25 protein-coding genes are annotated in these 25,340 nt (G+C 66.1%); 9 read left to right on the plus strand and 16 right to left on the minus strand.

What is annotated here, in order from left to right; genetic code table 11:
* Window positions 1-20: 20 nt before the first annotated feature.
* Entirely contained in the window at window positions 21-1,271 is a 1,251-nt protein-coding gene (locus J2X62_RS21685) for an Hsp70 family protein (RefSeq protein ID WP_135041254.1), read from the minus strand.
* Between the two features lie 118 nt (window positions 1,272-1,389).
* Between J2X62_RS21685 and J2X62_RS21690 the strand changes: the two genes are divergently transcribed.
* Window positions 1,390-4,659: a BTAD domain-containing putative transcriptional regulator gene (locus J2X62_RS21690; RefSeq protein ID WP_310183288.1), complete on the plus strand. Its 3,270-nt coding sequence runs from the start codon at window positions 1,390-1,392 to the stop codon at window positions 4,657-4,659.
* On the opposite strand, the gene J2X62_RS21695 is transcribed toward J2X62_RS21690, so the two are convergent.
* From J2X62_RS21695 to J2X62_RS21705, 3 genes are all read right to left on the minus strand, one after another.
* On the minus strand, window positions 4,656-5,489 hold the full coding sequence (locus tag J2X62_RS21695; protein ID WP_310183291.1) for an ABC transporter permease: 834 nt from the start codon (window positions 5,487-5,489) through the stop codon (window positions 4,656-4,658). The genes J2X62_RS21690 and J2X62_RS21695 overlap by 4 nt on opposite strands.
* Window positions 5,486-6,439 (minus strand): ATP-binding cassette domain-containing protein, encoded by a 954-nt coding sequence (locus J2X62_RS21700; RefSeq protein WP_310183293.1) that lies wholly within the window; start codon window positions 6,437-6,439, stop codon window positions 5,486-5,488. The genes J2X62_RS21695 and J2X62_RS21700 overlap by 4 nt, the downstream gene beginning before the upstream one ends.
* A gap of 62 nt (window positions 6,440-6,501) precedes the next feature.
* Window positions 6,502-7,281, minus strand: coding sequence for a PIG-L family deacetylase (locus J2X62_RS21705; protein WP_310183296.1), 780 nt, complete (start codon window positions 7,279-7,281; stop codon window positions 6,502-6,504).
* An 86-nt stretch (window positions 7,282-7,367) separates the two neighbouring features.
* On the opposite strand from J2X62_RS21705, the gene J2X62_RS21710 reads away from it, so the two are divergent.
* Entirely contained in the window at window positions 7,368-9,020 is a 1,653-nt protein-coding gene (locus J2X62_RS21710; protein ID WP_371832757.1) for an alpha/beta hydrolase, read from the plus strand.
* A 5-nt stretch (window positions 9,021-9,025) separates the two neighbouring features.
* A complete protein-coding gene (locus J2X62_RS21715; protein ID WP_027498313.1) occupies window positions 9,026-9,406 on the plus strand; it encodes a DUF4440 domain-containing protein in 381 nt (126 codons plus the stop codon).
* Between the two features lie 48 nt (window positions 9,407-9,454).
* Here the strand turns inward: J2X62_RS21715 and aztD are convergent, their stop codons facing one another.
* Genes aztD through aztB form a run of 4 tightly spaced genes read right to left on the minus strand, consistent with a single transcriptional unit; the run spans window position 9,455 to window position 13,687 of the window.
* A complete protein-coding gene (gene aztD, locus J2X62_RS21720) occupies window positions 9,455-10,648 on the minus strand; it encodes a zinc metallochaperone AztD (RefSeq protein ID WP_027498312.1) in 1,194 nt (397 codons plus the stop codon).
* Between the two features lie 29 nt (window positions 10,649-10,677).
* Window positions 10,678-11,604 carry a zinc ABC transporter substrate-binding protein AztC gene (gene aztC / locus J2X62_RS21725; RefSeq protein WP_032381266.1) on the minus strand — a complete coding sequence of 309 codons (927 nt, stop codon included), beginning with the start codon at window positions 11,602-11,604 and terminating at the stop codon, window positions 10,678-10,680.
* Window positions 11,601-12,824: an ABC transporter gene (locus J2X62_RS21730; RefSeq protein WP_310183304.1), complete on the minus strand. Its 1,224-nt coding sequence runs from the start codon at window positions 12,822-12,824 to the stop codon at window positions 11,601-11,603. The genes aztC and J2X62_RS21730 overlap by 4 nt, the downstream gene beginning before the upstream one ends.
* Complete coding sequence (aztB, locus tag J2X62_RS21735; protein ID WP_202595083.1) at window positions 12,806-13,687, minus strand: zinc ABC transporter permease AztB; 882 nt, start codon at window positions 13,685-13,687, stop codon at window positions 12,806-12,808. Before aztB ends, J2X62_RS21730 begins: the two co-directional genes overlap by 19 nt.
* A 53-nt stretch (window positions 13,688-13,740) precedes the next feature.
* Here aztB and aztA point away from each other — a divergent pair, with 53 nt between their 5' ends.
* A complete protein-coding gene (gene aztA, locus J2X62_RS21740) occupies window positions 13,741-14,391 on the plus strand; it encodes a zinc ABC transporter ATP-binding protein AztA (RefSeq protein WP_037219540.1) in 651 nt (216 codons plus the stop codon).
* Window positions 14,392-14,413: 22 nt separating this feature from the next.
* On the opposite strand, the gene menE is transcribed toward aztA, so the two are convergent.
* From menE to J2X62_RS21765, 5 genes are read right to left on the minus strand one after another with little or no spacing between them, the layout of a single operon-like run.
* Entirely contained in the window at window positions 14,414-15,550 is a 1,137-nt protein-coding gene (gene menE / locus J2X62_RS21745; RefSeq protein ID WP_027498308.1) for an o-succinylbenzoate--CoA ligase, read from the minus strand.
* Between the two features lie 10 nt (window positions 15,551-15,560).
* Window positions 15,561-15,875, minus strand: a complete 315-nt coding sequence (locus tag J2X62_RS21750; protein ID WP_027498307.1) for a DUF3349 domain-containing protein — start codon at window positions 15,873-15,875, stop codon at window positions 15,561-15,563.
* A 4-nt stretch (window positions 15,876-15,879) separates the two neighbouring features.
* Window positions 15,880-16,209: a DUF3349 domain-containing protein gene (locus J2X62_RS21755; RefSeq protein ID WP_027498306.1), complete on the minus strand. Its 330-nt coding sequence runs from the start codon at window positions 16,207-16,209 to the stop codon at window positions 15,880-15,882.
* A gap of 26 nt (window positions 16,210-16,235) precedes the next feature.
* Complete coding sequence (locus tag J2X62_RS21760) at window positions 16,236-16,523, minus strand: hypothetical protein (protein WP_027498305.1); 288 nt, start codon at window positions 16,521-16,523, stop codon at window positions 16,236-16,238.
* A gap of 5 nt (window positions 16,524-16,528) precedes the next feature.
* On the minus strand, window positions 16,529-17,701 hold the full coding sequence (locus J2X62_RS21765) for an inorganic phosphate transporter (RefSeq protein WP_027498304.1): 1,173 nt from the start codon (window positions 17,699-17,701) through the stop codon (window positions 16,529-16,531).
* 177 nt (window positions 17,702-17,878) lie between these two features.
* On the opposite strand from J2X62_RS21765, the gene J2X62_RS21770 reads away from it, so the two are divergent.
* On the plus strand, window positions 17,879-19,207 hold the full coding sequence (locus tag J2X62_RS21770) for a hypothetical protein (RefSeq protein ID WP_230591124.1): 1,329 nt from the start codon (window positions 17,879-17,881) through the stop codon (window positions 19,205-19,207).
* A 105-nt stretch (window positions 19,208-19,312) separates the two neighbouring features.
* A complete protein-coding gene (locus J2X62_RS21775; RefSeq protein WP_027498302.1) occupies window positions 19,313-20,584 on the plus strand; it encodes an EAL domain-containing protein in 1,272 nt (423 codons plus the stop codon).
* Here J2X62_RS21775 and J2X62_RS21780 read toward each other — a convergent pair.
* The 3 genes from J2X62_RS21780 to J2X62_RS21790 all read right to left on the minus strand — a co-directional run bounded on the left by J2X62_RS21780 (window position 20,581) and on the right by J2X62_RS21790 (window position 23,071).
* Entirely contained in the window at window positions 20,581-20,961 is a 381-nt protein-coding gene (locus tag J2X62_RS21780; RefSeq protein WP_027498301.1) for a VOC family protein, read from the minus strand. The two genes, J2X62_RS21775 and J2X62_RS21780, sit on opposite strands and share 4 nt — an antisense overlap.
* A gap of 88 nt (window positions 20,962-21,049) precedes the next feature.
* Complete coding sequence (locus J2X62_RS21785; RefSeq protein ID WP_310183313.1) at window positions 21,050-22,171, minus strand: GGDEF domain-containing protein; 1,122 nt, start codon at window positions 22,169-22,171, stop codon at window positions 21,050-21,052.
* Window positions 22,172-22,177: 6 nt separating this feature from the next.
* Window positions 22,178-23,071, minus strand: coding sequence for a 1,4-dihydroxy-2-naphthoyl-CoA synthase (locus tag J2X62_RS21790; RefSeq protein ID WP_027498299.1), 894 nt, complete (start codon window positions 23,069-23,071; stop codon window positions 22,178-22,180).
* 68 nt (window positions 23,072-23,139) lie between these two features.
* Here J2X62_RS21790 and J2X62_RS21795 point away from each other — a divergent pair, with 68 nt between their 5' ends.
* The 3 genes from J2X62_RS21795 to J2X62_RS21805 are packed head-to-tail and all read left to right on the plus strand — an operon-like array spanning window position 23,140 to window position 25,248.
* The gene (locus J2X62_RS21795; RefSeq protein ID WP_027498298.1) at window positions 23,140-23,784 is read left to right on the plus strand and encodes a PaaI family thioesterase; all 645 of its coding nucleotides are present in this window, start codon (window positions 23,140-23,142) and stop codon (window positions 23,782-23,784) included.
* Entirely contained in the window at window positions 23,781-24,752 is a 972-nt protein-coding gene (locus tag J2X62_RS21800; RefSeq protein WP_027498297.1) for an o-succinylbenzoate synthase, read from the plus strand. Before J2X62_RS21795 ends, J2X62_RS21800 begins: the two co-directional genes overlap by 4 nt.
* Before the next feature lie 52 nt (window positions 24,753-24,804).
* Window positions 24,805-25,248 (plus strand): DUF6918 family protein, encoded by a 444-nt coding sequence (locus J2X62_RS21805; protein WP_027498296.1) that lies wholly within the window; start codon window positions 24,805-24,807, stop codon window positions 25,246-25,248.
* Window positions 25,249-25,340 lie beyond the last annotated feature (92 nt).

Consider the following 25,340-nt stretch of genomic DNA (forward strand, 5'->3'; position numbering starts at 1 on the left):
GAGGATGTGGACGCGGCCGGTCAGAACGGCAGACGCGGCAGTACCGGCAGCGGGATGACGGGCATCTGGACACCAGGGATCTGCGGAAGCGGCACCGTCGGAGCCGGTGCCGGCGGCGGCGGGTTGTAGTGCGGTTGATACTGCACGTACGGCGTGCTGTCGGCGGCCGGAGGTGGTGCAGCGGACGTCGGCGGCGGGGCCGGGACGTCCGGGGTCGGCGACGGTGTCGCGGTGGTGGTTCGTGCAGCCGGCGGTGTCGTGGTCTGCCGGATGCCCTCGCCCACGCTGGCCGGGGTGCTCAGCGGTTGGTCTTCGTTCTCGGAACTCAGGCCCGAGAACAGTCCGACGGCGGCGATGACGCCCACGATCGGGAGCGCGATCAGTCCGAGCCGCGCCAGCGCCGGACGGTGCGAGACGACCGGCGCGATGCGGTCGACGTCGACGCGCGCAGCGTGGACGGCCGCCCCACCTGCAACGACGAGTTCCGGTTGCTCGGGAACGATGATCGGAAGTTGCAGAAACCGTTCGAGTGTCGTGCGGACCAGAGGAACGTTGCTCGTTCCGCCGATGGCGATGACGGCGTCGGGATAGAACTCGGCTTCGAGCCCCAGTTGGCGGACCGTGGTGGCCGCCTGTTCGGTGAACCGGGCGATCGACAGCTCGAAGATGTGGCGCTCGAGGAGAATGTGTTCGCCGTCGGGTGTGCTGGTGGTCTCGTGCGTGGACAGTGCCTCTTTGATGCCGCGGCAGAATGCCGTCAGAGCAGTGTCCTCGTCGTGTGTGTGCGGCTCTCGCACGATGCCGAGGCCCAGTATGTGTTCCCGAACCACCGCGTCGAACGATGCCCCACTGATCGCTGTCGTACGAGTCGAGCCGTAGGAACGGCCGGACTCGACGTCGACGATGTCTATGTCGACACCGGTTTCGCCTGCGTCGAACAGGGCGATGGTGCGGTGCTGACTGGCCAGGCCGGGACGTAGGTACTCGAGTGCAGCGTCGGTCTCGTCGATCAGATGTACGTCCGAGACGTATTCCTCGGCCAGAGCGTTCGTGATGCGATCACGTTCGTCGGCGGTCCGGTATGCAACGCCCAACGATTGCGGCGCATCCGGGCGGTCGACGATTCCGCGAACGACGCGCGCGACGTCCTGAGGGGAGGGGGAGAGCTGCCAGTCTTCGAAGGGAGCGGCGTCTGTCCAGGTGCCGTCTTCGGTCGTCCGAGACGTGCGGATGCCGCACGTTCCCAAGGACACACCTACCGACGAACGCATCTCTACCCGGCCTCTCCTGTACGGCGACGTGGACACTGTACCGTCTCGAGGTTTGATTAGAGGTCCAAAACAATCCGAACGTCAGGTCGAGGGTGCTCGACGGGCGGCCTACGATCTGATGTCAGTGCGCAGTGACATCTCCGACCCCCACACGACGGACCCCACGACCGGCAAACCGGTGGTGGGGCTTCTCGGCGTGGTCACCGCGACGGTCGACGGCCGTTCGGTGCCGGTTCCCGGTGCGCGAGCGCAGTCCCTGCTCGTGTCTCTGGCGCTGCATCCGGGGCGGGCGCGATCACCGCAGGCCCTCATCGACGACGTGTGGCCCGACGAACCCCCTCGATCTCCGAAGAATGCGTTGCAGACGCAGATCTCTCGGTTGCGGTCGGTGTTGCCCGACGGTGCATTGGCCGGCGGCCCCGGGGGTTATCGGTTGCTCCTCGGTGCCGAGGACACCGACCTCTCCTGTGCGCAGGCCCTGGCCCGGGCAGCGGGCAACATGCTCGACGACGGGCAGTGTCAGGAGGCCCTCGACGCTGTCACCGAGGCACTGGGCCTGTGGCGCGGCGAGCCGCCTGAAGCCGTCCGCGTCGAGGCCGACGCGGTGGAGACTGCCCTGACATCCCTGCGGACAGCAGCGCTGCTCGGCCTGCGACGATTCGGCGAGGTGATCCCGCTCGCGAAAGCTCGGGTCGCGGCCGATCCAGCGGACGAGGGCGCTGCCGTCGAGCTCATGCGGGCTCTGCACGGCGCAGGTAGATCGAACGACGCGTTGATGGTGTTCGCGTCGCTGCGTACCGAACTGTCACAGCGGTTGGGAACCGATCCGTCGCCCGCGACGACCGCTGTGAACGCCGACATTCTCCGACAGATGGACGCGGCTCCGAAGGTGTTGCACACCAGCGGATTGCGCGCCGCACCCAATGCCCTCATCGGTCGAGACGACGATCTCGTCGCGATCGAACACATCCTGGCCGGCTCGCGCGTGACGACCGTGCTCGGGCCCGGTGGGGCGGGAAAGACGCGGATCGCGCACGCGCTCGGGCGTCGGGCCGCAGCGAGAATGCCGGTGGCGTTCGTCGAGTTGGCTTCGCTCCGTAGCGGAGAGGACGTGGCATCGGCCGTGGCTGCGACTCTCGGTCTGGCCGAGGCCGACTATCTGGTGGGAGGGTTGCAGGTCGCTCGGATCCATTCGATCCAGGAACGTCTGGCCGACGCGTTCTCGGCTCGGCCCGGTCTGCTCGTTCTCGACAATTGCGAGCACGTGATCGACGAGGTTGCGGCGGTGGTGGACAACCTGGTTTCGGCCACCGATGCGGTGACGGTGTTGACGACCTCCCGTTCTCCGATCGGGTCGACGTCGGAATCGGTGTATCCGCTGCCGCCTCTCGGTGCGGCCGGACCGAATTCGCCTGCCACGGAACTGTTCTGCCTCCGGGCGCGTGCGGTTCGCCCTTCTGTGACGCTCGACCTCGAGGCGGTCGCCCGGCTGTGCAGGTCGTTGGACGGGCTGCCGCTGGCGATCGAGTTGGCTGCGGCGCGGGTCAAATCGATGACGGTGGAGGACATCGCCGCCAGATTGGACCGGCGCTTCACGCTGCTTCGTTCGGTCGATCGGACCAGACCCGAACGGCACCGGACCCTGCACGCGGTGATCGACTGGAGTTGGAATCTGCTCGACCCCACCGAGCAGGCGGCGCTGCGACGCCTGTGTCGCTTTCCGGCGGGTTTCGATCTCGAGGCCGCACGTCTGGTCGCGGAATGGGCCGACGTCGAGGATGTTTCGGCTGCAGTCGACGGTTTGGTCGATCAGTCCATGCTCACCGTTGTCGAAACGCAATTGGGAATCCGCTATCACATGCTCGAGACGGTTCGTGAGTACGGTGAGGAGCAGCTCGACGTCAGTGGGGAAGCGGCCGAGGTTGCTGCACGGGTGCGTTCGTGGTCCGAGGCCGTCGCGGTTCGGGTGTCGGCTGGTTACTCTGCTGGGCGACCGGCCGAGATGGTTCTGGTGTTGGAGGCCGAGCACGACAACTTGTTGTCGGTGATGAGACATTCTTTCGCGCATGATGTTTCGGACAATGTGTGCACACTGTTCTCGGTGTTGGGCTATTTCTGGGCCATGCGCGGCGCGCACGCGGAGGTGCTGAACTGGGCCGGCCGGGTGCAGGACAGTATGCGCCGCGGCCTCGCCGGTACACCCGACGACAATGCCGCGATGTGCCTGCTGGTGTTGGCGGCGCACTTCGCCTACGGCGGGAACCTGCGCCAGGTGGCGAGAATGCGGGTCTACTTACGGCATCTCCTGCGCACCAGGCCGGGAATGGCACCGGGGTTGCGGTTCGATTGCGAGGTGGTGGTCCATCACACGGGCGGCCGCGGGCTGGCCCGAAAGCTGGCCCTCGCCAGTCGATCCGAACACGAGGATGTGCGCTGTAACGCGTACGTGGTTCGGTCCATGCTCGCGCAGAACTCGGGTCGGTTGTTCGAGTCGATCAGGGACGGCGAGCGCGCACTGAGTATCGCTCGGCGGCGGGGCGACCTGTGGGCTGTCGGGTCGACCTCGCAGACGTTGGCGAGCTCGTACGGTCTGTCCGGTGACCACGTTCGCGCGGCCGAGTACTACCGGACGGCCGCCGATGTGATGTGGGAGATGCACGCGTACGAGGAGAGCGTGCAGACCCGAACCTTCCTTGCGATGGCCTTGATCGGCGCGGGACGGGTTGCCGAGGCGCGGCCGTTGATCGACGAATTGTCCTCGCCCACAGGGCAACCGGAGTGGTTCGTCGATGGGGGTGCAGAGACCGCGGAGCGTGACGGCGACGGTGTCGGTGCTCGATGGGATCGAGCCCAGCAGAGGTCCACATCGGCGTCCTTGACTGCGGCGCGAGCCGCCGCGGATCTGGAGGACGGTTCGATCGAGCAGGGGTTGACGCTGTTTCGTGAGGCGCTGGCGATGGGTGGGTGGCCGTCGGACGATCCGACCGATCCGTTCATGTCGATCCTGGTGTGTGCAGCCGTGGGCGCACATGTGTTGCACCGACGCGCCGAGGATGTGCGCGGTGCGGTGGAGCATCTGCTGCGCACACCGTGGAACAAGCTGATGCCAGGCGGTTTCTACGATATTCCGATGCTCGGTGCCGTCGCCTGCGCGGTGGGTTCTTTCGAGGTGCACTGTGGTGACCGAGAGCTGGGTCTGCAGTTGTTGGCGGCGTCGAACCGAGCGGTGGGGCGACAGGACTTTCCGTCGATGCGGATCGATCGGCACGTGACCGCAGCCCGGGCGATCACCGGCGACCGTGCGGTCGATTCCGGTATTGCCCGGGCTGCTGGGATGACCAGACATGCTGCACTGCAGGAGATTCTGAGGTTGCTTTCGCTTCGCTAGGCCTTGCGCATGTAGGACCTGACGGTCAGTGGGGCGAAGGCAGCGACGATGACCGCGGCACCGATGAGTGACCAGACGACGTGGATGCCGACGTGTCCGTTGTTGGCCAGCTCGCGCACCGCTGTCACCAGGTGCGAGACGGGGTTGATGTTCGCGAACGACCGGAGCCAGTTCGGCATCGTCGAGGTGTCGACGAAGGCGTTCGACAGGAACGTCAGGGGGAACAGCACCATCATCGAAATGCCCTGTACGGACGAGGCTTTGCTCATCAGGGTGCCCAGGAGTGCGAAGATCCAGCTGATGGCCCATGCGCAGACCATGACGAGCAGGATCGCTCCCGCGAGACCCAGTACTCCGCCTGCCGGGTGGTATCCCATCGCGAAGCCGGTGAGAAAGGTGACGACTGCGGCAATGAGGTAGCGGACGACGTCGGCCATCAATGCCCCTGCGAGCGGGGCTATTCGAGCGATCGGCAGCGATCTGAACCGGTCGAAGACGCCTTTGTCCATGTCTTCTCGTAGCTGAGTCCCGGTGACGACCGAGCCGGTGATGACCGTCTGAACGAGAATGCCCGGCACGATCATCGGAAGATACGACGTGACGTCGCCGGCGACGGCACCGCCGAAGATGTAGCTGAACATCAATGTGAAGATGACGGGTAACAGCACCACGTCGGTGAGCTGTTCGGGATTGTGGCGGAGCTTGAGCAGTCCGCGGTAACCCATCGTGACCGACTGTGCGGCCGTTCGGGCGGGACCTATGTACTTCGGGACGTGCCGGTCGGCGGGGTCGATGGTCGTCGGGGCGTCGTGGGTAACGGTGATGGTCATGCTGCGTCCTCGTCTGCACTCTTGCCGGTGAGGGTCAGGAAGACCTCGTCCAGGCTGGGTTTGGTGACTGTGATCTCGCTGACGTCGATACCGAAGTCGCGCAACCGGATCAGGATGTCCGGCGTGGCCGAGGTCTCGGTCATCGGGGCGGTGAGCCGTGCTGCCTCGGGGCTCACGGTGACCTCGACACCGAGTTGCCGAGCGACGATCGCTCGGGCATCGTCTATCTGGCTGCGGTCGGTGAGGGTCAGTGCCAGCGACGACGTTCCGACCGAGGACTTCAGCCCGTCGGCAGTGTCGTCGGCGATGACGCGGCCGTGGTCGATGACTGCGATGCGATCGCACAGTTGGTCGGCCTCGTCGAGATATTGCGTGGTGAGCAGGACCGTCGACCCTTCGGCGACGAGACGACGGATGGTGTCCCACATCTGAGCACGGGTCCGGGGATCGAGGCCGGTGGTCGGCTCGTCCAGGAACAGTAGTGGCGGAGCCGAGATCAGGCTCGCGGCGAGATCGAGTCGACGACGCATACCGCCGGAGAACATTTTCAACGGTCTCGACGCGGCGTCGGTCAAGCCGAATTCTTCGAGCAGCGCAACGGCTTTGGCTTTGCTCTCGCGTCTGCCGAGCCCGAGTAGACGCGAGAACACGACGAGATTCTCGGTGGCGGTGAGGTCCTCGTCGACCGACGCGTACTGGCCTGTCACGCCGACCAACGATCGGACCGCGGTGGCGTCGGCGACGACGTCGTGACCGAAGATGCGGGCAGAGCCGCCGTGGGGTCGGAGCAGGGTGGCGAGCATGCGTACCGTCGTGGTCTTGCCTGCCCCGTTGGGGCCGAGTACGCCGTACACGGCCCCGGTGGGAACGGTCAGACTGACGCCGTCGACCGCGCGTTGCTTACCGAATGTCTTGACGAGGCTCTCGGCCTCGATGGCTGGAGTTGTCATGGGGCAAGAATTGCCCCGGCCGCTTGCACGACGCGTACGTCACGCTTGCGTCGGCTGTCGTGTCAGAGCGGGAGTGAGGTCTCCGTCAGGCCGACGCCGCCGGTGCCCCTCAGTTTGCGGAACCATTCGAGGCCGAACGCAGTGGTCAGTTGCTCGATGGGCATTGCGAGAAACGGTCCGAAATCGCCGACCTGAGTCTCGTGCGCTTCCATCGCAGCCCGCTTCGCCGCGATCACGCTCGACACGTCGACGACCGTGGTGATCTCGGTTTCGGGCAACCCGAACGTCTCCATGTCCGGTGGTGACGCCTCTTCGCCCCAGTGGGGATTGGCTTCCATCAACCTGCGCATGTGGTCACGGTTGGTGGTCGTCTCGTACACGTACGGGGTCTCGGCGATCTCGGCCGCGCGCTTGCCGACGACGTGCACCTGAATATGGTCGGGGTGGCCGTATCCACCGTTCGGGTCGTAGATGGTGACGACGTCGGCGTGCTCCTCGCTGAGGATGTCCGCCAATCGCTGCGCCGCGGTGTCGACGTCGACGTTGCAGAACGCCTCCGGGTTGCCGTTCTCCGGCGTGCCGGCCATCCCGGAATCGGCATAGTGCAAGCGGACGACGCGCGCGACGCCCAGGACGGCAGCCGACCGATCGAGTTCGATGTGTCGGCGCTCGGCCAACGTCTCGCCGTCGGCGAGGATGCCGGCGGGATATTCGCCGACGGCACCGTCGGTGGCCGTCACCAGGACGACGCGGTGGCCGGCGTCGGCCGCGAGCCGCATGACGCCGCCGGTCCCGAACACTTCGTCGTCGGGATGCGCGTGGAAGCAGACCAGAACACTCATGCTGTGAATGCTTGCACGTCGTAGTGGGTACGACCCAGTCGGCGGCCATTTACGATTGGCGGGTGACCACACAGCGGTCTGCCTCGATACGTTCGTACTGGCAGGATTCGCGGGCGGATCGGTACTGCCGCTCACTGCATCCCGTCGGTTCGTTCTTCGCTCTGGTGTTCTTCGCGCTGTCGATGACTCCGTCTCTGCTGCCCCGCGTGTGGTACCTGCAGGCTGTGGCCACCGGAATCAGTGTTGCGATCGGGTACGGCGTGGGGTGCCTGATCGCCTGGGTGGTCAGGCTCTGCGGGGTGGCACCGGACTGGTCGGACCGGTGGCGTCGACGTGGGTGGTGGGCGTTGGTCGTGGCTGCGATGGTGGTGATTCCGCTGTTCCTGATCCTCGGATCGTGGTGGCAGCAGATCGTGCGCAAGCTCGTCGGCGTGGAAGACCCAGGCCGGCCGCTCTACCTCGCGGTGCTGGTGCTCTCGGTGGTGGTAGCGGTGGCGGTGCTTGCTCTGGGCCGCCTGCTGCGCAGAGCGACCCGGGCACTGACGCGATGGGGTAAGCAGTACGTTCCGAAGCCGGTGGCGCGGATCGCCAGCGTGATCGTCGTTGCACTGCTGGTGGTGTTCGCCGTCAACGGTGCCCTGATCCGGGGCATAGTGGCCGTTGCGGAGAAGTCGGCGTCGACCGCCGACCGCGGCAACCACGAGGGTGTGGAAAAGCCTGGTGCAGAAGAACTTTCGGGGTCCGATGCGTCGAACGAAGAATGGGATTCGTTGGGCCAGGAGGGGCGACGCTTCGTGGTCTCCGGGGCATCGCCCGACGAGATCGGCGACTTCACCGGAAGGCCTGCGGTGCAACCGATCCGGGTGTACGCCGGAGTCGAGTCGGCCGACACCGTAGAGGGCGTCGCAGACCGGGTGGTCGCGGAGCTCGAACGCACGGGTGCGTTCTCCCGGGCCGTGCTCGGTGTCGCGACCACTACCGGACGCGGATGGGTCAACGAATCCGTGGCCGGGCCTCTCGAGTATCTGTACGACGGTAATTCGGCGATTGCGTCGATGCAGTACTCGTTCCTGCCGAGTCCTATGGCGTTTCTGGCCGATCGTCAGACCCCGCAGGATGCCGGTCGTGCGCTGTTCGAGGCGATCTACGCGGTGTGGAGCGAACTCCCGGAGGGCTCGCGACCCAAGTTGGTGCTGTTCGGCGAGAGTCTCGGCGCCTACGGTGGCCAGGATGCGTTCAGCGGTGCGCAGGACATGATCGCGCGTATCGACGGTGCCCTGTGGGTTGGCAACCCGAACTTCACTCCTCAGTGGGCCCGCATCACCGGTGGACGCGACGCCGGTTCCCGCGAGATCCTGCCTGTCATCGACGACGGCGAACACGTCCGTTTCGCCGGGTCTTCCGGTGATCTCGACATCGGCGGTCCGTGGGAGGAGCCGCGAATCGTGTACTGGCAGCACGCATCCGACCCCATCGTGTGGTGGTCACCCGATCTGATCCTCGGCAAGCCCGACTGGTTACGGGAACCCCGCGGCACCGACGTCGACCCGGGAGTGCAGTGGTTTCCGTTCGTGACGTTCTGGCAGTTGACCTTCGACCAGGTGTTCTCCACCGACGTCGACGACGGGCACGGCCACAGCTACGGAGCCGACGCAGTGCGCATGTGGGCCGACATCCTCGAACCGGCGGGATGGTCCGACGCCGACGTCGAGCGGCTGTACGAGAAAATGGCGGGTTGACATCGGTGCCGGAGAACGACGAGGTCGGCCAGGTGTTGGAGCTGGAGCGGAAGTTGCAACGTGCCGAGACACGGGGTGACAGAAGCAGACTCGTGGCTCTGCTCGCGGACGATTTCGTCGAGATCGGAGCGTCGGGGGTGGTGTGGACCAAGCAGTCGATACTCGAGCTGTTGGGCGGAGAAAGTGCGGCCGACGGCATCATCGAGGTCCACGATCTCTCCGGACGGATACTGGACGTGGGTGTCGTTCTGGTGCAGTGGACGTCACGACGGTCGGGACGTCGAGCCCGTCGATCATCGATCTGGCGACGCACCTCCGATGGATGGGAACTGGTGCATCACCAAGGCACACCTGTGGTCGACGGTCCGCCGGATCGGACGGGGTAGCCGAACCCGGGGACGCAGAGTGGATTTCTGCGTCCCCGGGTTGCAGGGTCAGGCAGTCACGACGACGAATTCGTTGGGCGTGACATCGAGTTGCTTGCTCTCGGTGACGTTTCCGGTGGTGAGGTCGACGGCGTGGATGCTGTTGCCGGCCGGTTCGGTGACGTAGGCGGTGTCACCCGCGATGGAGATGCCGGGGTGGGCGTCCTGGTATTTCGCGGGACCTTCCCAGGCGTCGATGACGGGGTACGAGGCGGTGAATGTCTTTGTCGTCGGATCGAATACGTGGACTGCGCCGTCCGATCCGATGATGTAGGCCAGGTCGCCGGGGCCTCGGGCGACTCCGCGCCAGGTGTACTCGGCACCGTCGGGGAGCTTCACGACGTCGAGGGTCTTGGCCGCGGGGTCGATGACGGTGACCGCGTGCAGGAGTGAGCCCTCTGCGTCCGGGTCGTCCTTGTAGTCTCCCACGATGAGGGGGCTGGTCTCGCTCACGTACGCGTTGCCCGTCCGCCCGTAGGGCTGGTCCGGAGCGTCGAGCTTGGTTATCTGGCCCTTGTCGTAGATCAGAGCGCCGTTCTCGCAACCGAAGACGACGATCTCGCCTTCCGCTGTTCCCTCTCCGTGGACGCCGGGGCACTGATCGTTTTTGGCGACGACCGCTCCCGATGCGTCACGAACCTCGATGCCGGTGCGGCCGTTCGAGTTCCCGACCGTGGTGAGAAACGTGCCGTCTTCGAGGACGATCGAGACGCCGTGGTGCGCGTCGACACCGGGGATGCTCTCGGTCTCCGGAAGCCCGTCTGCGGATTCGAGCGCTGCGGTGTCGAAGATCGTGGTGTCGCTGGTGCCGTCGGCGTACAGGATGGTCTTGCCGCCGTGTCGTACGACGTGACCGGGCTTCTCGGCTTCGAAGACGGTGTCGGTCAGTTGCGGTTGCTCGGTCGTCCCGGCCGCGGTGTCGAGCACACGGAAGCCCTCGCTCGTGGTGACCATGACGTTGCGGTCGTCACCGGCGAGGTTGAGGCGCGTGTACTCCTCGGAGTCGAAATCAGCGACGGTCTCGAACGTGTCGGCGTCGAGCACCCGAAGGCCGCCTTCGTAGGACACTGCGACCCGTGGCCCGGCCGCAATCGCTGTGGATTCGGCGGCGGGGGTGGTGCCGGAGGAGCACGCCGCCAGGGTCGCTACCGCACCGAGGGCGAGCGCGGTGACGCTCGCCCTTCGAAAATCGTTGATACGCATGATTGTTCCTTTTCTGTGTGACGAATCGGTCAGCTGGTGAGTCCATCGGAGATGCGCTCGGTGTTGACGCGCATCATGGTGAGGTAGTCGGGGGCACCGCCGTCGGGTGCGGTGAGGGATTCGGTGAACAGTTCGATCACAGCGACACGAATGTCGGCCTCACTCGCCAAGGCCTGGACGAGACGATCCGGAGAAGACGATTCCGCGAATATCGCGGGAACACCGGTCTTCTCGATGGCTCCGACGAGTTCGGCCAGATCGGAAGCAGACGGTGCCGCCAGGGTGGTGCCGCCGGGAATGGCTGCCCCGATCACCGTGAAATCGAAACGGTCTGCGAGATAACCGAATACATGGTGATTGGTGACGAGTGCGCGGCGCTGATCCGGGATCGCAGCGAAGGTGGCGCTCATGTCGTCGTCGAGCCCCTTCAACTGCAGCCGATAACCTGCTGTGCGGTCGGTGATTTCGGCAGAATCGACACCGTCCAACCCGGCGAGCGCCGGCTCGAGGGCATCGACGACGGCTGTCATGCGCGCGGGATCGGTCCAGAAGTGCGAATCGGGACTGCCTGCGGCGTCCCCTTCCGTGTACTCGAGGACGTCGATGGCGTCGCCCGCGACGAAGGTGGGCACGTTCTCCGCCGTTGCCTCGTCGAGGTGTTGCTGCAGACCTTCCTCGAGGCCGAGACCATTGGAGACGATCAGGTCTGCCGTGCGTAGGCGGGCACCTTCCTGCGCCGAGATCTCGAAGGAATGCGGGTCGGCGTTCGGCTTCATCAGCGTCACCACGTCTGCCTCGTCGCCGACGAGCTGCTGCACGACGTCGCCGAGGATGTTCGTGGACACGATCACCACCGGGCGGTCGTCACCGTCGGCGGAGCAGCCGCTCAGGCACAGTCCGATTGCTGCGGCTATCGCCACTGCCGATGAGAAACGGCCGACGCGTCCGCTCGTCATCGTCCGGTCTCCGCGGTGAAGGCCGGTTCGGTCGCGGTGTCGAAGGTCCGCGCTATGCGGGCACCGTCGGCGTAGTCGATCTCGTACAGCCGTCGTTCGGTCGGGGCGCTGAGATAGGCGCGCTGATCGTCGGCGACGAGGGTCGGGGACGCGCCGGCCTCGAGTGATTCGGCCACCAGCGGTTCGGTTTCGGCCAGGATTGCTCCGTTGTTGCCGTCCAATACCAGGACCCGGCCATCCTCGGTGAGGGCCAGCACGTGCTCGTCCGCATCGTCCACGGCGGTGACGTGTACCAGGGGTGCCGGTGCCGGGAGTAGGGACCACGATCGTTCGCGGGTATCCAGTATCCAAATGCCCTCTGCATAGGCAGAACCTGCGACCGTGGGGCGGCCCTCGCGGTTGTCGAACGACGTCGCTGCCGCGGCGGTGGCGCCGGCCGGGTAGGGGATTCTCTCGACCGCCAATTCGTCACCGGTGGCCGAGGCGAGCAGTGCGCCGTCTGCGCACCCGATCACGGCGCCAACCCTGGTGGTGATCGTGCTGCGGGCCTGCGGGCACGGCTCGACCGGCCCGGTGCGTTCGCCGTCGGCGGTGTACCCGACGACCGAGGTCGACGGTCCGGATCCCTCGGTCACGAGCGCGAAAGTGCCGACGGGAACGACCATTCCGGCACCGGGCGTGGTGACCTTTCGGAATCGTTCCACGACTGTGCCTTTCGACAGGGCCTCGGTGTCGAGCAGCACAGCCTCGCCGGAGTCGGCAAAGAACAGTCCGGTACCTCCCGAAGTCGAAAGGTTGGACGTGGCAACGGTTGCCGTACCTGAGCCGCCGACCGTGCCGAGCAGTCGAGGCTCGCTGCGGTAGTAGTGAAAATGGTCGACGTGGTCCCAGGTCCAGACCCCGCTGTCGACGATCTCGACGCCCGCGTCGGTCTGCACGAACAGGTAGCGGCCGTCGGTGTGTAGAGCCTGCGGGGCTCCGATGGTCCCGAGATCGGTGACGGTGTCGTCGAGCAGATCGAGATGGGACACCCGCCCCGTCGGGTCCACGGACGTGAGCCCGAGCCGCGGTTCGGCGAGTTCGGCGGCACCGGCTATTGCCCCGTGGCCTCCGCCTGTGGGTTCGTCTGTGCGCGGCACGTTCGTCTCCGAGGAACAGGCCGTCGATGCGAGAACGAGGGCACCGACGGCGATTGTGGTGGTCAGGATGCGGGGGCGCACGTGTTCCTTTCGGGTGAAGTGGGGCGAGGACGGATGGCGGTGACGGCACTGCGTATCGCGTACGACAGGCCGGACACCGCGATCGCGGTCGCCGCCACGGAGGCACCGGCGGCGGTGGCCGCGTGCCAGGAGATCAGTAGGCCGCCGAACACGGACAGCACGCCGAGGACGGCCGCCAACAGCATTCGAGTGGGAATGCGGGTGGTCCACTGCCCGGCGGCGACGGCAGGGGCGAGCAACAGTCCGACGACCAGCAGCGAGCCGACGGCTTGGTACGACGCGACGACTGCCAGCGTCACGAGTGCGACGAGAACTGCTTGGGCCGAGCGAGGCCCGAGTCCGAGCACGGAGGCAATTCGGGGGTCCAGCGCAACGGCGACCAGCGGTCGATGAAACAGCGCCGCGACGGCGACTCCGAGTGCGGCCGATCCGGCCAGGAGATAGAGGTCCGTGTGCGAGATGGCAAGAATGTCGCCGAACAGTATGGACGTGGCGTCGGTGGCGAAGCTCCCCGAGTGGGAGATGACGATGACGCCGAGCGCCAACATGGACACGAACAACATCCCGATGCTCGTGTCGTAGGACAGTGTTCCGCGGCGTTGCAGCGCGGTGATCCCGAGGCTCATGGCGACCGCGCTCAGTGCGCCGCCGATCATCACCGGAACTCCGAGAACGGTCGCGAGAGCGACACCGGGCAGCATTCCGTGTGCGAGCGCCTCACCCAGAAATGCCATGCCGCGGATCACCACCCACGTTCCGACCACCCCGCACAGCACGGCGACCAGGGCTCCGCCGAACAGGGCGCGTTGTACGAAACCGAGGGCGAACGGCTCGAACAGCGCGTCGATTGTCTGAAATGGCACATTCGGGAGCCTAATGAGATTGATAACGATATTCAAAATCGTATAGTGGCAATGTGAACACCTCAGCTGTCAGCGCGTCGTCCGAGTTCGCTCGCCTCCGGGGCGTCCGCGTCGAGTTCTCCGGCCACACGGCACTCGCAGGCGTCGATCTGGACCTGTTACCCGGTCGGCTCATGGCCATCGCAGGGCCGAACGGTGCCGGCAAGTCCACGTTGCTCGAGGTGGTCGCCGGCACCCGGCCACTGACGGGCGGGACCCGAAGCGCAACTCGCGCAATTGCATTCGTTCCGCAGCGCGCTGCTGTGCCGGATCGGTTGCCGTTGACCGTATGGGATGTCGTGGCAGTGGGTGCGTGGGGACGCCTCGGCCGGTGGCGTCCGATGAACACCGAGGCTCGGGCATCGGTGCGCGACGCCCTCGAGCGCCTCGACATCGCGGAACTGACCGGCATGCCGTTCGCCGACCTGTCCGGAGGGCAGCGTCAGCGCACCCTACTGGCTCAGGGTGTGGCCCGCCGGGCCGATCTCCTGTTGCTCGACGAACCCACGACAGGTCTCGACGCCGCCAGTGGACAACGGATTCGAGCCGTCATGCGTGAGGAGACGATGCGCGGAGTTGCCGTTGCGTGTGTGTCTCACGATCCCGAGGTGTTGGCCGCGGCCGACGAAGTGGTGCGACTCGAGGACGGTCGAATCGTCTTCTGACGGATACGCGTGTCGGGTGCTCTCACCGCGCCGCCAACGCGGCTCGCAATCCCGCGCGGTCCAGTTTGCCCGGGCCTCGGGTCGGAAGTGCGTCGACGAGGAACAGCTCCCGCGGTGCAGCGGTGGCATCGAGCGACTGCTCTACGTGAGAGCGCAACTCCGTCAACGTCACCGGCGCAGAGGCAACCACTGCTACCACCACTTTCTGGCCGAGGCGCTCATCCGGCAATCCGACGACAGCGCACTCTCGGACAGCGGGATGCGTTGCCAGCGCGGCTTCGACCACCTGCGGTACGACGGTCAAGCCGCCCGTCGAGATGGCCTCGTCGAGTCGACCGGTGATGCTCAGCACCCCGTCGATCATCGTGCCTGCGTCGTCCGTGCGGAACCATCCCGGCTCGGCGAATGCCGGATGGTCCGGTAATCCGCGATAGCCCGAGGCCAGAGTCCGCCCGCCCAGAACCACTCGTCCGTCGTCGATCCGAACGACGGTGCTGTGCAACGGAACTCCGTCGTACACACAGCCGCCCGCGGTTTCGCTCATGCCGTAGGTGCGTACCAATCGAACGCCCGCGGCAATGGCTCTCTCGCGCAACGGAATCGGCGTGGCAGCGCCGCCGAGCAACACGGCGTCCAGCGATGCCAGTGCAGCAGTGGCCTCGGGGTTCTCGAGTGCTTTGACCAACTGGCCGGGCACCAGGGAGGTGTAGCGCAGCGGACCCGACATCCGTCCCACGGCCTCGATCAAGGCGGCCGGGTCGAAGCCGGCAGAGACGTCCATGATCACCGGCGACGTGCCGGCGAGCACGCTGCGCAGCAACACCTGCATCCCGGCGATGTGGTGTGCTGGCAGAGCCAGCAGCCACGAGCCGGGGCCGCCGAGGCGCTCCTCGGTTGCCGTCGCCGACGCGACCAGTGCGGACGCAGACAGCATGGCACCCTTGGGAATTCCCGTCGTCCCGGATGTCGCGACGACCAATGCGACGTCGTCGTCGATGGGGGTTCCGGGGGCCAACGCGTCGTGCAGGCGACGGATCTCGCGTGGATCGTCGGCGGGGACGGGGAGGACGGCCGGGCCGTCGCCGGCCAGCAGACGGCTCAGCCGCGGCAGGATGTCTGCCGCGGCCGAGCCTGCTGGAATGGGAACGCTCTCGAGCACACTGGCGAGATTAGTCCTTGCGCCGGATCGTGAACGGGTCGGCCAGAGGCCAACCCCCGGCGGCGAGGTTCGCGCGCACCCGATTGACGTCCTCTTCTCGGGGCAGCTCGTTGGTGACCTTGGTGATGGTGACGGAAATTCCGGCCTTGTCGGCAGGTAACTGGCCGTCGGCGATGAGGGCATCCATCACCGACTGCACTTCGTCGTCGGACAGTCGCCGATTCAGAAGGGCAAGGAGGGGAACGTAATCCGCTTCGGGTACCCCGTCGGGATACCCGCCGCGGAGCCACTCGACGATCGAGTGGAGGAACGACGGGACCGCCATGGTCTTACAGGGCAGCCGGATCCGCGAGCGGCCAGCCACCGGCGGCCAGTCGTGCCGAGACACGGGAGATGTCCTCGGCCGTCGGCTCGGCGTCGATCTGGTCGCGGATGTACGTCGCGATCTCCTCGGTCGAAATGGCACCGTCGTCGAGTGCGCCGGTGGCGGGAGAGACGAGTTCGAGAACGATCTCTTGCACCTGAGCGTCGGTGAGTGCGGCGCGGCGCAGAAGGGCGACGAGCGGGAATCGGTCCTTGGGCGGAACGCCCTCGGGGTATCCGGCTCGGAGCCATTCGAGCACCGAGGCCGGGAATGCGGTCTTGGTGGAGTCGGTCATGAGAGCTGTACCCCTTCTCGGGTGTGTCAGAAGACGGAGATGCCGAATGTGCTGTCGAGGAAGTTCTTCATGATGAAGAGAATTCCGGCCACGATGGCGACGACGACCACTGCGAAACAGAGGACGGCCGCGGCGGTGGCGACTGCGGGTCGGGCCACGCGTGTGGTGCCCGAGGCAGTGGCCTCGTCCGAGGGCTCACCGACCGAGAGTGCCTTGAGTCCGAAAGCGAAGATCGCGGGCAGTCCGGCACCGAGCAGCAGGCCGACGAGAACGACCTGCCAGAGCGAATCGAGTGTGTGCTTGAGGGTTTCCATGATGTTCAGACCTTCGCGGGGGAGTCGGTTTCGGCGGCGGCAGGAACGAGTCCGCCGTCCCATTCGGCGTTCACGTTGTCCGGATCGACGGGTTCGCGGCGCGAGCGGATGTACATGACGGTGGCCAGGCCGACGAGGATGGCGAAGACCACGAGGATGCCGGGCAGACCGCCGATCGTGTGGGCGAGCAGCCAGCATGCGGCGCCGACCACGCCGGCGAGCGGCAAGGTGATGACCCAGGCGACGGCCATGCGTCCTGCGACGTTCCAGCGCACGGCGGCACCGGGCTTTCCGAGTCCCGATCCGAGGATCGAGCCGGTCGCGACCTGCGTGGTCGAGAGCGGGAGGCCGAGGTGGCTCGACGTCAGAATGATTGCGGCAGAAGAGGACTCGGCTGCCATGCCCTGCGGGGATGCGATCTCCACGAGGCCCTTACCGAGGGTGCGGATGACGCGCCAGCCGCCGAGGTAGGTGCCCAACGCGATGGCGAGGGCGCACGTGACCTTGACCCACAGGGGCATCTCGGCGTCCGGCGAGACAGTCCCGTAGGCGACGAGCGCCAGGAAGATCACGCCCATCGTCTTCTGGGCGTCGTTGGTGCCGTGGGCGAGCGAGACGAGTGAGGCCGAACCGATCTGGCCCCACCGGAATCCGCGCTCCTTGGACTTCTCGGGAACTGCGTTGGTGATGCGGTAGATGATCCAGGTACCGACGGTGGCGACGAGGCCGGCGACGATGGGGGCCAGCACGGCGGGCAACACGATCTTGCTCCACACCCCGTCCCACACGACGCCGCTGGTTCCCAGGCCCGCCATGGTGGCACCGATGAGGCCGCCGAACAGTGCGTGCGAGCTGCTCGACGGGATGCCGAGCAGCCAGGTGGCGAGGTTCCACAGGATGCCGCCGACGAGGCCGGCGAAGATGATGGTCAGCAGGGCCTGGCCGCCGGTGTCGCCGAGATTGACGATCCCCTTCGCGACGGTGGCTGCGACCTCTACGGACAGGAAGGCGCCGACCAGGTTGAGGACGGCAGACAGGGTGACCGCGACCTTGGGCTTCAATGCCCCCGTTGCGATCGACGTCGCCATGGCGTTGGCGGTGTCGTGGAAACCGTTGGTGAAGTCGAAGGCCAGGGCCGTCACGACCACCACGAGAAGTACGAGAAATTCAGCGCTCACGGTGGAAAGTGTGGGACACGAACGGCCATTCGCGGAAATTTCTTGCGAAGTGTTCTTCTCGGGTGCCGCGAAGTCGTCTCCAGTTCACCTCCAGTTCACCTTTTTGCCTTATATGTCCACTTCGTCTGTGGCGTAGCGCACGACGGTGGTCTCCTCCGGTCGAAGCATTGTGGAACAGTGGACGACGTGAAGGGATCCGGTATGGATGATGCGGTGTCGGCCGCCCTGTCGTACTTCGATTCCGTCGATCCGGCTCTTGCCGCCGACGCCCGGCTCGGGTGGGACGGACTGGCCGCGGTGTCGCCGCCTGCGGGGCCGACACAGCATTCCGTACAGACATTTCTGTGGATCTATCTGCGCCACGCGGCCGAGGGCCCCGATCGGGCCGTCGACATCGCCCGAGCGCTCGGGGATCTGCTCGAGCGGCTGGGACGCGTCGCGTATGCGGAGATCGCACGCAGCGGCGTGACGGACGAGCTCGTACGTGCCACCGACGATGCGATCTGGCTGCAGCAGTATCGCGCCGCCACCGAGCAATCCGGTATCGGAGCAGTCGACACCGAGTTGGTGACGTGGCAGGACGCTCCGACCGGGGTCGAGCGGGCCATCGTCGAAAAGATCGGTGAGACACTCGAAGTGGCGACCATTGCCGGTGAGTTCGAGCCGTCGAAGCCCGGTGGCAGGCCGCTGGGAGTCACCGCACGGGCGACGCGTCGCCGCGGCGTGACCGACGCGGTGCTGACCTCGGATCAGGGCAAGAACGGCACCGACGACGTTCTGCTCGAACAACTTCTCGACCACCGCATCGAACTGTGGAGCAGTTACAGCGCTCCACGCGCCGAGCTCTACCTGGGCTTGCGCGAGGCGCTGCACGAGGCAGTCGAGCCGGTGTACGGGTGCGTGCGCAGACTCGAGAGCTTCATCGGGTGCATCGGCGACGGCGTGGCGCTGACCGATGCCGGGTATCTGCCGGACGATCTGGTGGCGCGGATCGCTCGCACCGTCTTTCCGGTAGCCGAGCGTCCGCAGTTCGTCGGACGCGAACTCGATACCGACAAGGTTCTCGCTCTCCGGCGCCTGGTGATGCGACTTCGGTTGATGCGTCGATCCGCAGGCAGGCTGGTTCCGACGACGCGCACCCGGCAGCTGAGCTCGGACGGATTGTGGCGCGTGCTCACCGGGGGAATAGTCGGCAGTGACTACCACCCCGACTCGATCGCGGCGGAGGTTCTCCTGGCCCGGATGATCCTGGGCAACGACATCGCCGACGCGCAGGCGACGGCCGACGATTCGGCTCGACTGTTGCGTGCGGAGGGATGGACCCATGCGGGGGAGGAGCCGGAGTCGGAGCACGCCGAGACTCTGGCGGACACGTTGATCGCAGAACTCGACGCTCTCGGAGCGTTCCGCTCGGCCGACAACCGCGTCGCAACCGACGAAGGCGCACGGGTGGCTGCGGCTGTGTTGCGTCATCGGCTCCTGCACACACGCTTCCCGGCATTGTGACGAGCTCGAGATGGGGTTTGCCTGCGGTCTGCCGTTCGTGCACGGTTAAACTCGGTTCCACCCGGGTCGAGAGCGTGCCCGGATGTCGGCTGCGAGGAGATGCTGGTGGACGGTGAGGTGCACGACACCGCACGCTCCCAGTCCCGGCGGCAGAGCGACTCGGCTCGCCGCTACCTCGATCTGGAAGCAACCACACCCGCGTTGCGCTCCACCGTCGAATTCGCGGCACGCAGTGTCGGATTCGCCATCGCCCAGCTGAACGTGTTGGACGAGGACACCCAGTACACATTGGTCAACATCGGTGGTCCACCGATGTCCACCGTGGTGCGGGCCGACACCCTGTGTGACGACGTGGTGCGCACGGGAGTGCCTGCGGTCGTCGCCCACGGCCGGGTCGATGCCACCACCCGGCAACGCGCGCTGCTCGACGAGAACGGCATCGAGTCCTATGCCTCGGTTCCGCTTCGCGGACGAGAAGGTCTGGTGATCGGCACTCTGTGCTTGCTCGACCGCACCTCGAGGCCCCTCTCCAACGACCAGATGCAGGAGCTCGAACAGTTCGCGTCCGTCCTCGAAGAGCAGCTCGATCTGCATCGGCGGGTCGGCTCGGGATCCACCCGACTCGGCAGCGACAACGACATCGCCGACTCCCTCGCCGACGGTCACATCGTCCCGTGGTTCCAGTCGATCGTGGACCTACGGACAGAGGAGATAGTCGGCTTCGAGGCATTGGCGCGCTGGCACCATCCCACTCGGGGTCTGGTGGTGCCCGCGGACTTCGTGCCGTTCGCCGAGGCGAGTGAACTGATCATCGACGTGGATCTGAGCGTGCTCGCGCAGGCAGCCGCGGAGATGAAGAAGTGGCACGTACACCGACCGGACCTGCGGCTGACCGTCAACATTTCCGGACGTCATCTGGCGCATCCGGACGGCGTCGGCCAACTCGAACGCGCGATCGCGTCGACCGAGGTGTCCCCGAAATCCATTTCGCTCGAACTCACCGAGACCTCGTCGGTGACGCCAGGGCCGTTGCTGCGCAAGCACATCGACGACGTGCACCGGCTGGGTTTCCGCGTCCTGCTCGACGACTTCGGCTCCGGCTGGTCGTCTCTCGAACGCTTGGTGACGTTGCAACCGGACGGCATCAAGATCGACGGACATCTGACGCGGTTCATCGACACCGTGGCCGGTCGGGCGATGATCAAGTCGTTGGCCTCGGTCGCCAAGGATTTGGAGCTGACGATGATCGTCGAGGGGATCGAAAGTCGAGCTCAGGCCGACGCCGCTCTCGATCTCGGATGCACTCTGGCGCAGGGATATCTGTGGTCGAGGCCGCAATCGGCGTCGGCGGTACTGCGAACCGTCTCGGGTGGCTAGCGAGTATCCCGGCGGAGTGGGTGGTCCTGCGGAATCTGCACCAGCACGATGGGGATTCCGTCGGGATCCTCGATCCACATCTCGATGAGCCCCCAGGGTTCGGTGGTCGCCGCCCGCACGATCGCAATGCCGGCCTGCTCCAATTCCGCTGTGGCAGAATCGATGTCGCGAACCTGCAGCCACAGTGCCCCGGAGAACGATCCCGGCTCCTCGGTGCCGCCGTGCGCTGCGATCTCGATCAACCCTTGGCCTGCGAACAACACCGTGCCGCCGGGATATTCACGGCACACCGCAAGAGACAGGCCGTCTCGATAGAACTCGAGGGTCTTCCGGTAGTCGACCGGGCGCAGGATGGTACGTGCAGCGAGGATGTCCACCACGCATGGATATCACGCAACCGACCATCACTGCCGCAGGATGGTCACAGCGAGAGTGGAGCCTGCGGAACGACCCGGATCAGTGGCGTCACAGCACCGTCGTGACGATCCGGTTTCCGCCGGCTGCCTTGGCCTCGTACATCACCGAGTCCGCCACCCGCATCGCCCGCGTCACGAGGTCGAGGTTCTGCTCCCACAGGGGTGAACTCGCGTGCAGGATGGCTGCCCCCACACTGACCGTCACGGCGACGCCGTCGTCGGGATCGCGCATGGCTCGTCGAACACCGTGGATCAACGCATCGATGTGCAGGCGCGACGTCGAGACCACGGCGAGGTATTCCTCGCCGCCGGTGCGCGCGATCACGCCGTATCTACCCATGTGTACGCCCAGACGCTCGGCGACGCGAACGATGACGGCGTCTCCCTCCTCGTGCCCGTAGTCGTCGTTGACGGCTTTGAAGCGATCGATGTCCACGACCACGACGGCCGAGCAGCGATCCTCCTCGCGGCCGAGCAACCAGACATCGTGGATCACCGATTCGAGTCCGCGCCGATTCAGCAACCCGGTGAGCGGGTCGAGCAACGAACTACGGGCGTCGTCGGTCAACACGGTGACCAACAGATGCGAGGTGAGCGGCACCCCGGCGATCGCGAGCAACACCACGTCGGTCCGGAAGATCAGTGACGCGACGTCCACGTCGCCGGTGCGGTATGTCGCCGCCGCGGCAGCGACGGTGCACGCCACCGAGAAGATCAGGTGAGCCACCAGCCACCGTGGGCTGACGAAGAACGTGCAGAAGGTGCCGATGACGGCGAACAGCGCGCACGTCAGGATCGCGTCGGCGATCGGGTTGACGAGGATCGACGACGCGGTGCCCAGATCGGCGAACACCGCGAATGCCACCACCCCGAGGCGACCCGGGAACGGCTTGGCGATCCACGCGGCCGCGACCGCCACCGCCATGACGACCAGGAATGCCTTCCAGCCGATTGCCGCGGCGTTCCGCGTGGCACCGTCGGAGAAGAGGGCCACCACCGCCAGAGCGCCGTAGTTCAGCGTCAGGATCGCCATCACCCATCGGATGAGCTTTCCGGTGGGCCGCGAGTTCTGGAAGTCCGCCATCCAGCGGTAGTCGTACGGCTGCGTGAACCAGGCCCACAGAGCACCCGCGGCAGTACCGCGATCGCGGTGATGTGAGTTCGGGGTCACGAAGCGTCAGAAATATCGAGGAAACGGCGACCAGTCGGGCTCGCGCTTCTCCAGGAACGCATCGCGTCCCTCGACGGCCTCGTCGGTCATGTATGCCAGCCGGGTGGCTTCACCGGCGAACAACTGCTGGCCGACGAGACCGTCGTCCTGCAGGTTGAACGCGTACTTGAGCATCCGCTGCGCCTGCGGCGACTTGGCGTTGATCTTCGCGGCCCACTCGATGGCGGTGTTCTCGAGTTCGGCGTGATCGACCACCTTGTTCACCGCGCCCATGCGGTGCATTTCCTCGGCCGAGTACGTCTCGCCGAGGAAGAAGATTTCTCGGGCGAACTTCTGCCCGACCATCTTGGCCAGGTACGCACTGCCGTAACCACCGTCGAAGCTGCCCACGTCGGCGTCGGTCTGCTTGAAGCGAGCGTGCTCGCGGCTCGCGAGCGTCAGATCGCACACCACGTGCAAGCTGTGCCCGCCACCCGCTGCCCACCCGTTGACGAGGCAGATGACGACCTTGGGCATGAAGCGGATCAGCCGCTGCACCTCGAGAATGTGCAGTCGGCCCGCGCGAGCCTTGTCGACCGTCTCGGCCGTTTCACCGTCCGCATACTGGTAGCCACTTCGTCCGCGAATGCGCTGATCGCCGCCGGAACAGAACGCCCAGCCGCCGTCCTTGCTGCTCGGCCCGTTGCCGGTGAGCAGCACCGTTCCCACGTCCGAACTCACGCGAGCGTGTTCGAGCGCGCGGTACAGCTCGTCGACGGTGTGCGGCCGAAAAGCGTTGCGAATCTCGGGACGATCGAACGCCACCCGCACGGTCGCGTCGGACACGTGGCGGTGATAGGTGATGTCGGTCAGATCTTCGAAGCCGGGAACGGGACGCCACAGTGCGGGAGTGAAGGTCACGTGGGCCAGCTTAACGGTGGCGAGGGCTGAATCCGCTGCGGCCGGGCGATGCAGCTAGCGTGCAGGTCATGACCGATCCGATGCAGCTCGACCGCAGTTCCGACCCCGATTACGACCACCACGGCGGCTTCCCGCGTTTCGTTCCGGCGAAGGTGGGGCCGGAATACGGGCAGTTGCTCGAGGCACTGCGCACGGTCCAGGATCTCGCGGTGTCCACGTCGCTGCCCGCAGACGTCACCGAGGCAGCCGCGAGCAAGACTCGGGAATTGATCGAGTTGTTGGAGCCGCACGTGGTCGCCGAAGGCAAGCAGACCGCGGGGCGGGTACCTGCTCTGCCGGGCCGTGGTTCGCTGCTGCTGCCGCCGTGGATCATCGAGAAATTCGCAGCCGACGGCGTCCGTAGCCGTGGCATGTTCCGTCGCTTCCACCTCGGTGGCAACGCCGCCGCGCACGGCGGCACCCTTCCGCTGCTGTTCGACGACCTCTTCGGCCTGATCCAGCACGCCTACGGTCGGCCCATCAGCCGGACCGCATATCTGCACATCAACTACCGCAAGGTGACCCCCCTGAACACCGAGTTGGTCGTCGAGGGTGCCGTGGACAAGGTGGAGGGTCGTAAGACGTTCATCAGCGCGAGGCTGACGGATCTGGACGGCAACCTGCTCGCCGACTGCGAGGCACTGATGGTGCAGTTGCTCCCGGGGCAGCAATGATTCCCCCGATCGACGATCTGCTCGACGGTGCGCACGTGCTCTCGATGCCGATGCGGACGAAGTTCCGTGGGATCACCACCCGTGAGGTGATGTTGATTCGTGGTCCCGGTGGGTGGGGTGAATTCTCTCCGTTCCCCGAGTACGACGACGTCGAGTCCGCCCCGTGGTTGGCGTCGGCGATCGAGGCCGCGTGGGAGGGCCCACCGAATGCGGTGCGTCGACGCATCGCGGTCAACGCGACCGTGCCCGCGGTCGACGCCTCCGATGTGGCGGGCGTGCTGAGCCGCTCACCCGGGGCCGAAACGGCGAAGGTGAAAGTGGCCGAGAAGGGGCAGAGCCTGGCCGACGACGTGGCTCGCGTTCGTGCGGTGCGCGAGCTGGTGCCGCGGGTGCGGATCGACGCCAACGGGGGCTGGACCGTCGACGAGGCAGTCACTGCGTTGGTTGCTCTCACTGCGGACGGGCCACTCGAATACGCGGAGCAGCCGTGCGCCACGGTTGCCGAGCTCGTCGAGCTGCGCCGCCGGGCTCCGGGAGTTCGGGTGGCCGCGGACGAGAGCATCCGTCGGGCCGAGGACCCGATGAAGGTCGTGCGGGCCGGCGGCGCGGACATCGCGGTACTCAAGGTCGCTCCGCTCGGCGGCATGCGCGCACTGCTCGAACTGGCCGGCGAACTGGGGGAGTACGGCGTGCCGGTGGTCGTGTCGAGTGCACTCGATTCGGCTGTGGGCATCGCCTCCGGGCTCGCCGCTGCCGCCGCGCTGCCGCATCTCGAATTCGCCTGCGGACTGGGGACGGGCAGCCTGTTCGTTCGCGACGTCGCACCGGCACCCGAGGTGGTCGACGGAACGTATCCGGTCCAGAGCGTCGAGCCGGATCCGCACGCGTTGATCGAACTCGGTGCCGACGCCGAGCGCACCCAGTGGTGGATCGAGCGAGTGCGGCGCTGCCACGCACTGCTGCGGTAGTGTTGCGCCCGGTCCGCGTGGGGCCGCCGACACATCTGGGAGGAAGTTCGAAGTGGTTGCTGCACTGAAGGATTCGCTGCTCGACGAGTCGAAGGCCGACGCTCTGCGCGTCGACGTATTGGCATTGATCGACGCCGAGGTAGCCGACAAGAAGGGCGCGAGTGGCCTCGCGGTCAAGGGGGGCTACGGCGCAGTGAAGAAGGTCGGTCCGTCCTACATCGACAATGCGGTCTCGGCTCTGTGGCCCGATTTCGTCGACAAGCTCGATCCGTTCTGGCAGTCGTACAACGCTGCCCCGCAGGGCACGTTCGGTGAGTACCTTGCTGCCAACGGAGATGCCGCGTCCGACGCTTTGCTCTCGGTCACCGATGCGCGCATCGAGGAGACGGACAAGTCCGTCGTCAAGAAGTTCTACGGCAGCCTGCGTGGCTCGGCGAAGAAGAACGTCACCGAGGCACTGCCGCGCGTCGGCGATCTGGTCGCCAAGCACGCCTGAGCGGCTTCGCCGCATGTGATGCTCCTATGAGTGTCAAGTGGCAGTTTTCTGGGTGAGAAGTTGGAACATTTCGCGGGCGACGGCTCGTTTGA

The sequence above is a fragment of the Rhodococcus sp. 3258 genome (assembly GCF_031456475.1).
Taxonomy (GTDB): domain Bacteria; phylum Actinomycetota; class Actinomycetes; order Mycobacteriales; family Mycobacteriaceae; genus Rhodococcoides; species Rhodococcoides fascians.

Excerpts from the sequence above, each read along its gene's own strand:
- J2X62_RS21685 (WP_135041254.1), bottom strand. The coding sequence starts at position 1,271 with ATGCGTTCGTCGGTAGGTGTGTCCTTGGGAACGTGCGGCATCCGCACG.
- J2X62_RS21690 (WP_310183288.1), top strand. The coding sequence starts at position 1,390 with ATGTCAGTGCGCAGTGACATCTCCGACCCCCACACGACGGACCCCACG.
- J2X62_RS21695 (WP_310183291.1), bottom strand. The coding sequence starts at position 5,489 with ATGACCATCACCGTTACCCACGACGCCCCGACGACCATCGACCCCGCC.
- J2X62_RS21700 (WP_310183293.1), bottom strand. The coding sequence starts at position 6,439 with ATGACAACTCCAGCCATCGAGGCCGAGAGCCTCGTCAAGACATTCGGT.
- J2X62_RS21705 (WP_310183296.1), bottom strand. The coding sequence starts at position 7,281 with ATGAGTGTTCTGGTCTGCTTCCACGCGCATCCCGACGACGAAGTGTTC.
- aztD (WP_027498312.1), bottom strand. The coding sequence starts at position 10,648 with ATGCGTATCAACGATTTTCGAAGGGCGAGCGTCACCGCGCTCGCCCTC.
- aztC (WP_032381266.1), bottom strand. The coding sequence starts at position 11,604 with ATGACGAGCGGACGCGTCGGCCGTTTCTCATCGGCAGTGGCGATAGCC.
- J2X62_RS21750 (WP_027498307.1), bottom strand. The coding sequence starts at position 15,875 with ATGGCGGTCCCGTCGTTCCTCCACTCGATCGTCGAGTGGCTCCGCGGC.
- J2X62_RS21755 (WP_027498306.1), bottom strand. The coding sequence starts at position 16,209 with ATGACCGACTCCACCAAGACCGCATTCCCGGCCTCGGTGCTCGAATGG.
- J2X62_RS21760 (WP_027498305.1), bottom strand. The coding sequence starts at position 16,523 with ATGGAAACCCTCAAGCACACACTCGATTCGCTCTGGCAGGTCGTTCTC.
- J2X62_RS21795 (WP_027498298.1), top strand. The coding sequence starts at position 23,140 with ATGACCGATCCGATGCAGCTCGACCGCAGTTCCGACCCCGATTACGAC.
- J2X62_RS21800 (WP_027498297.1), top strand. The coding sequence starts at position 23,781 with ATGATTCCCCCGATCGACGATCTGCTCGACGGTGCGCACGTGCTCTCG.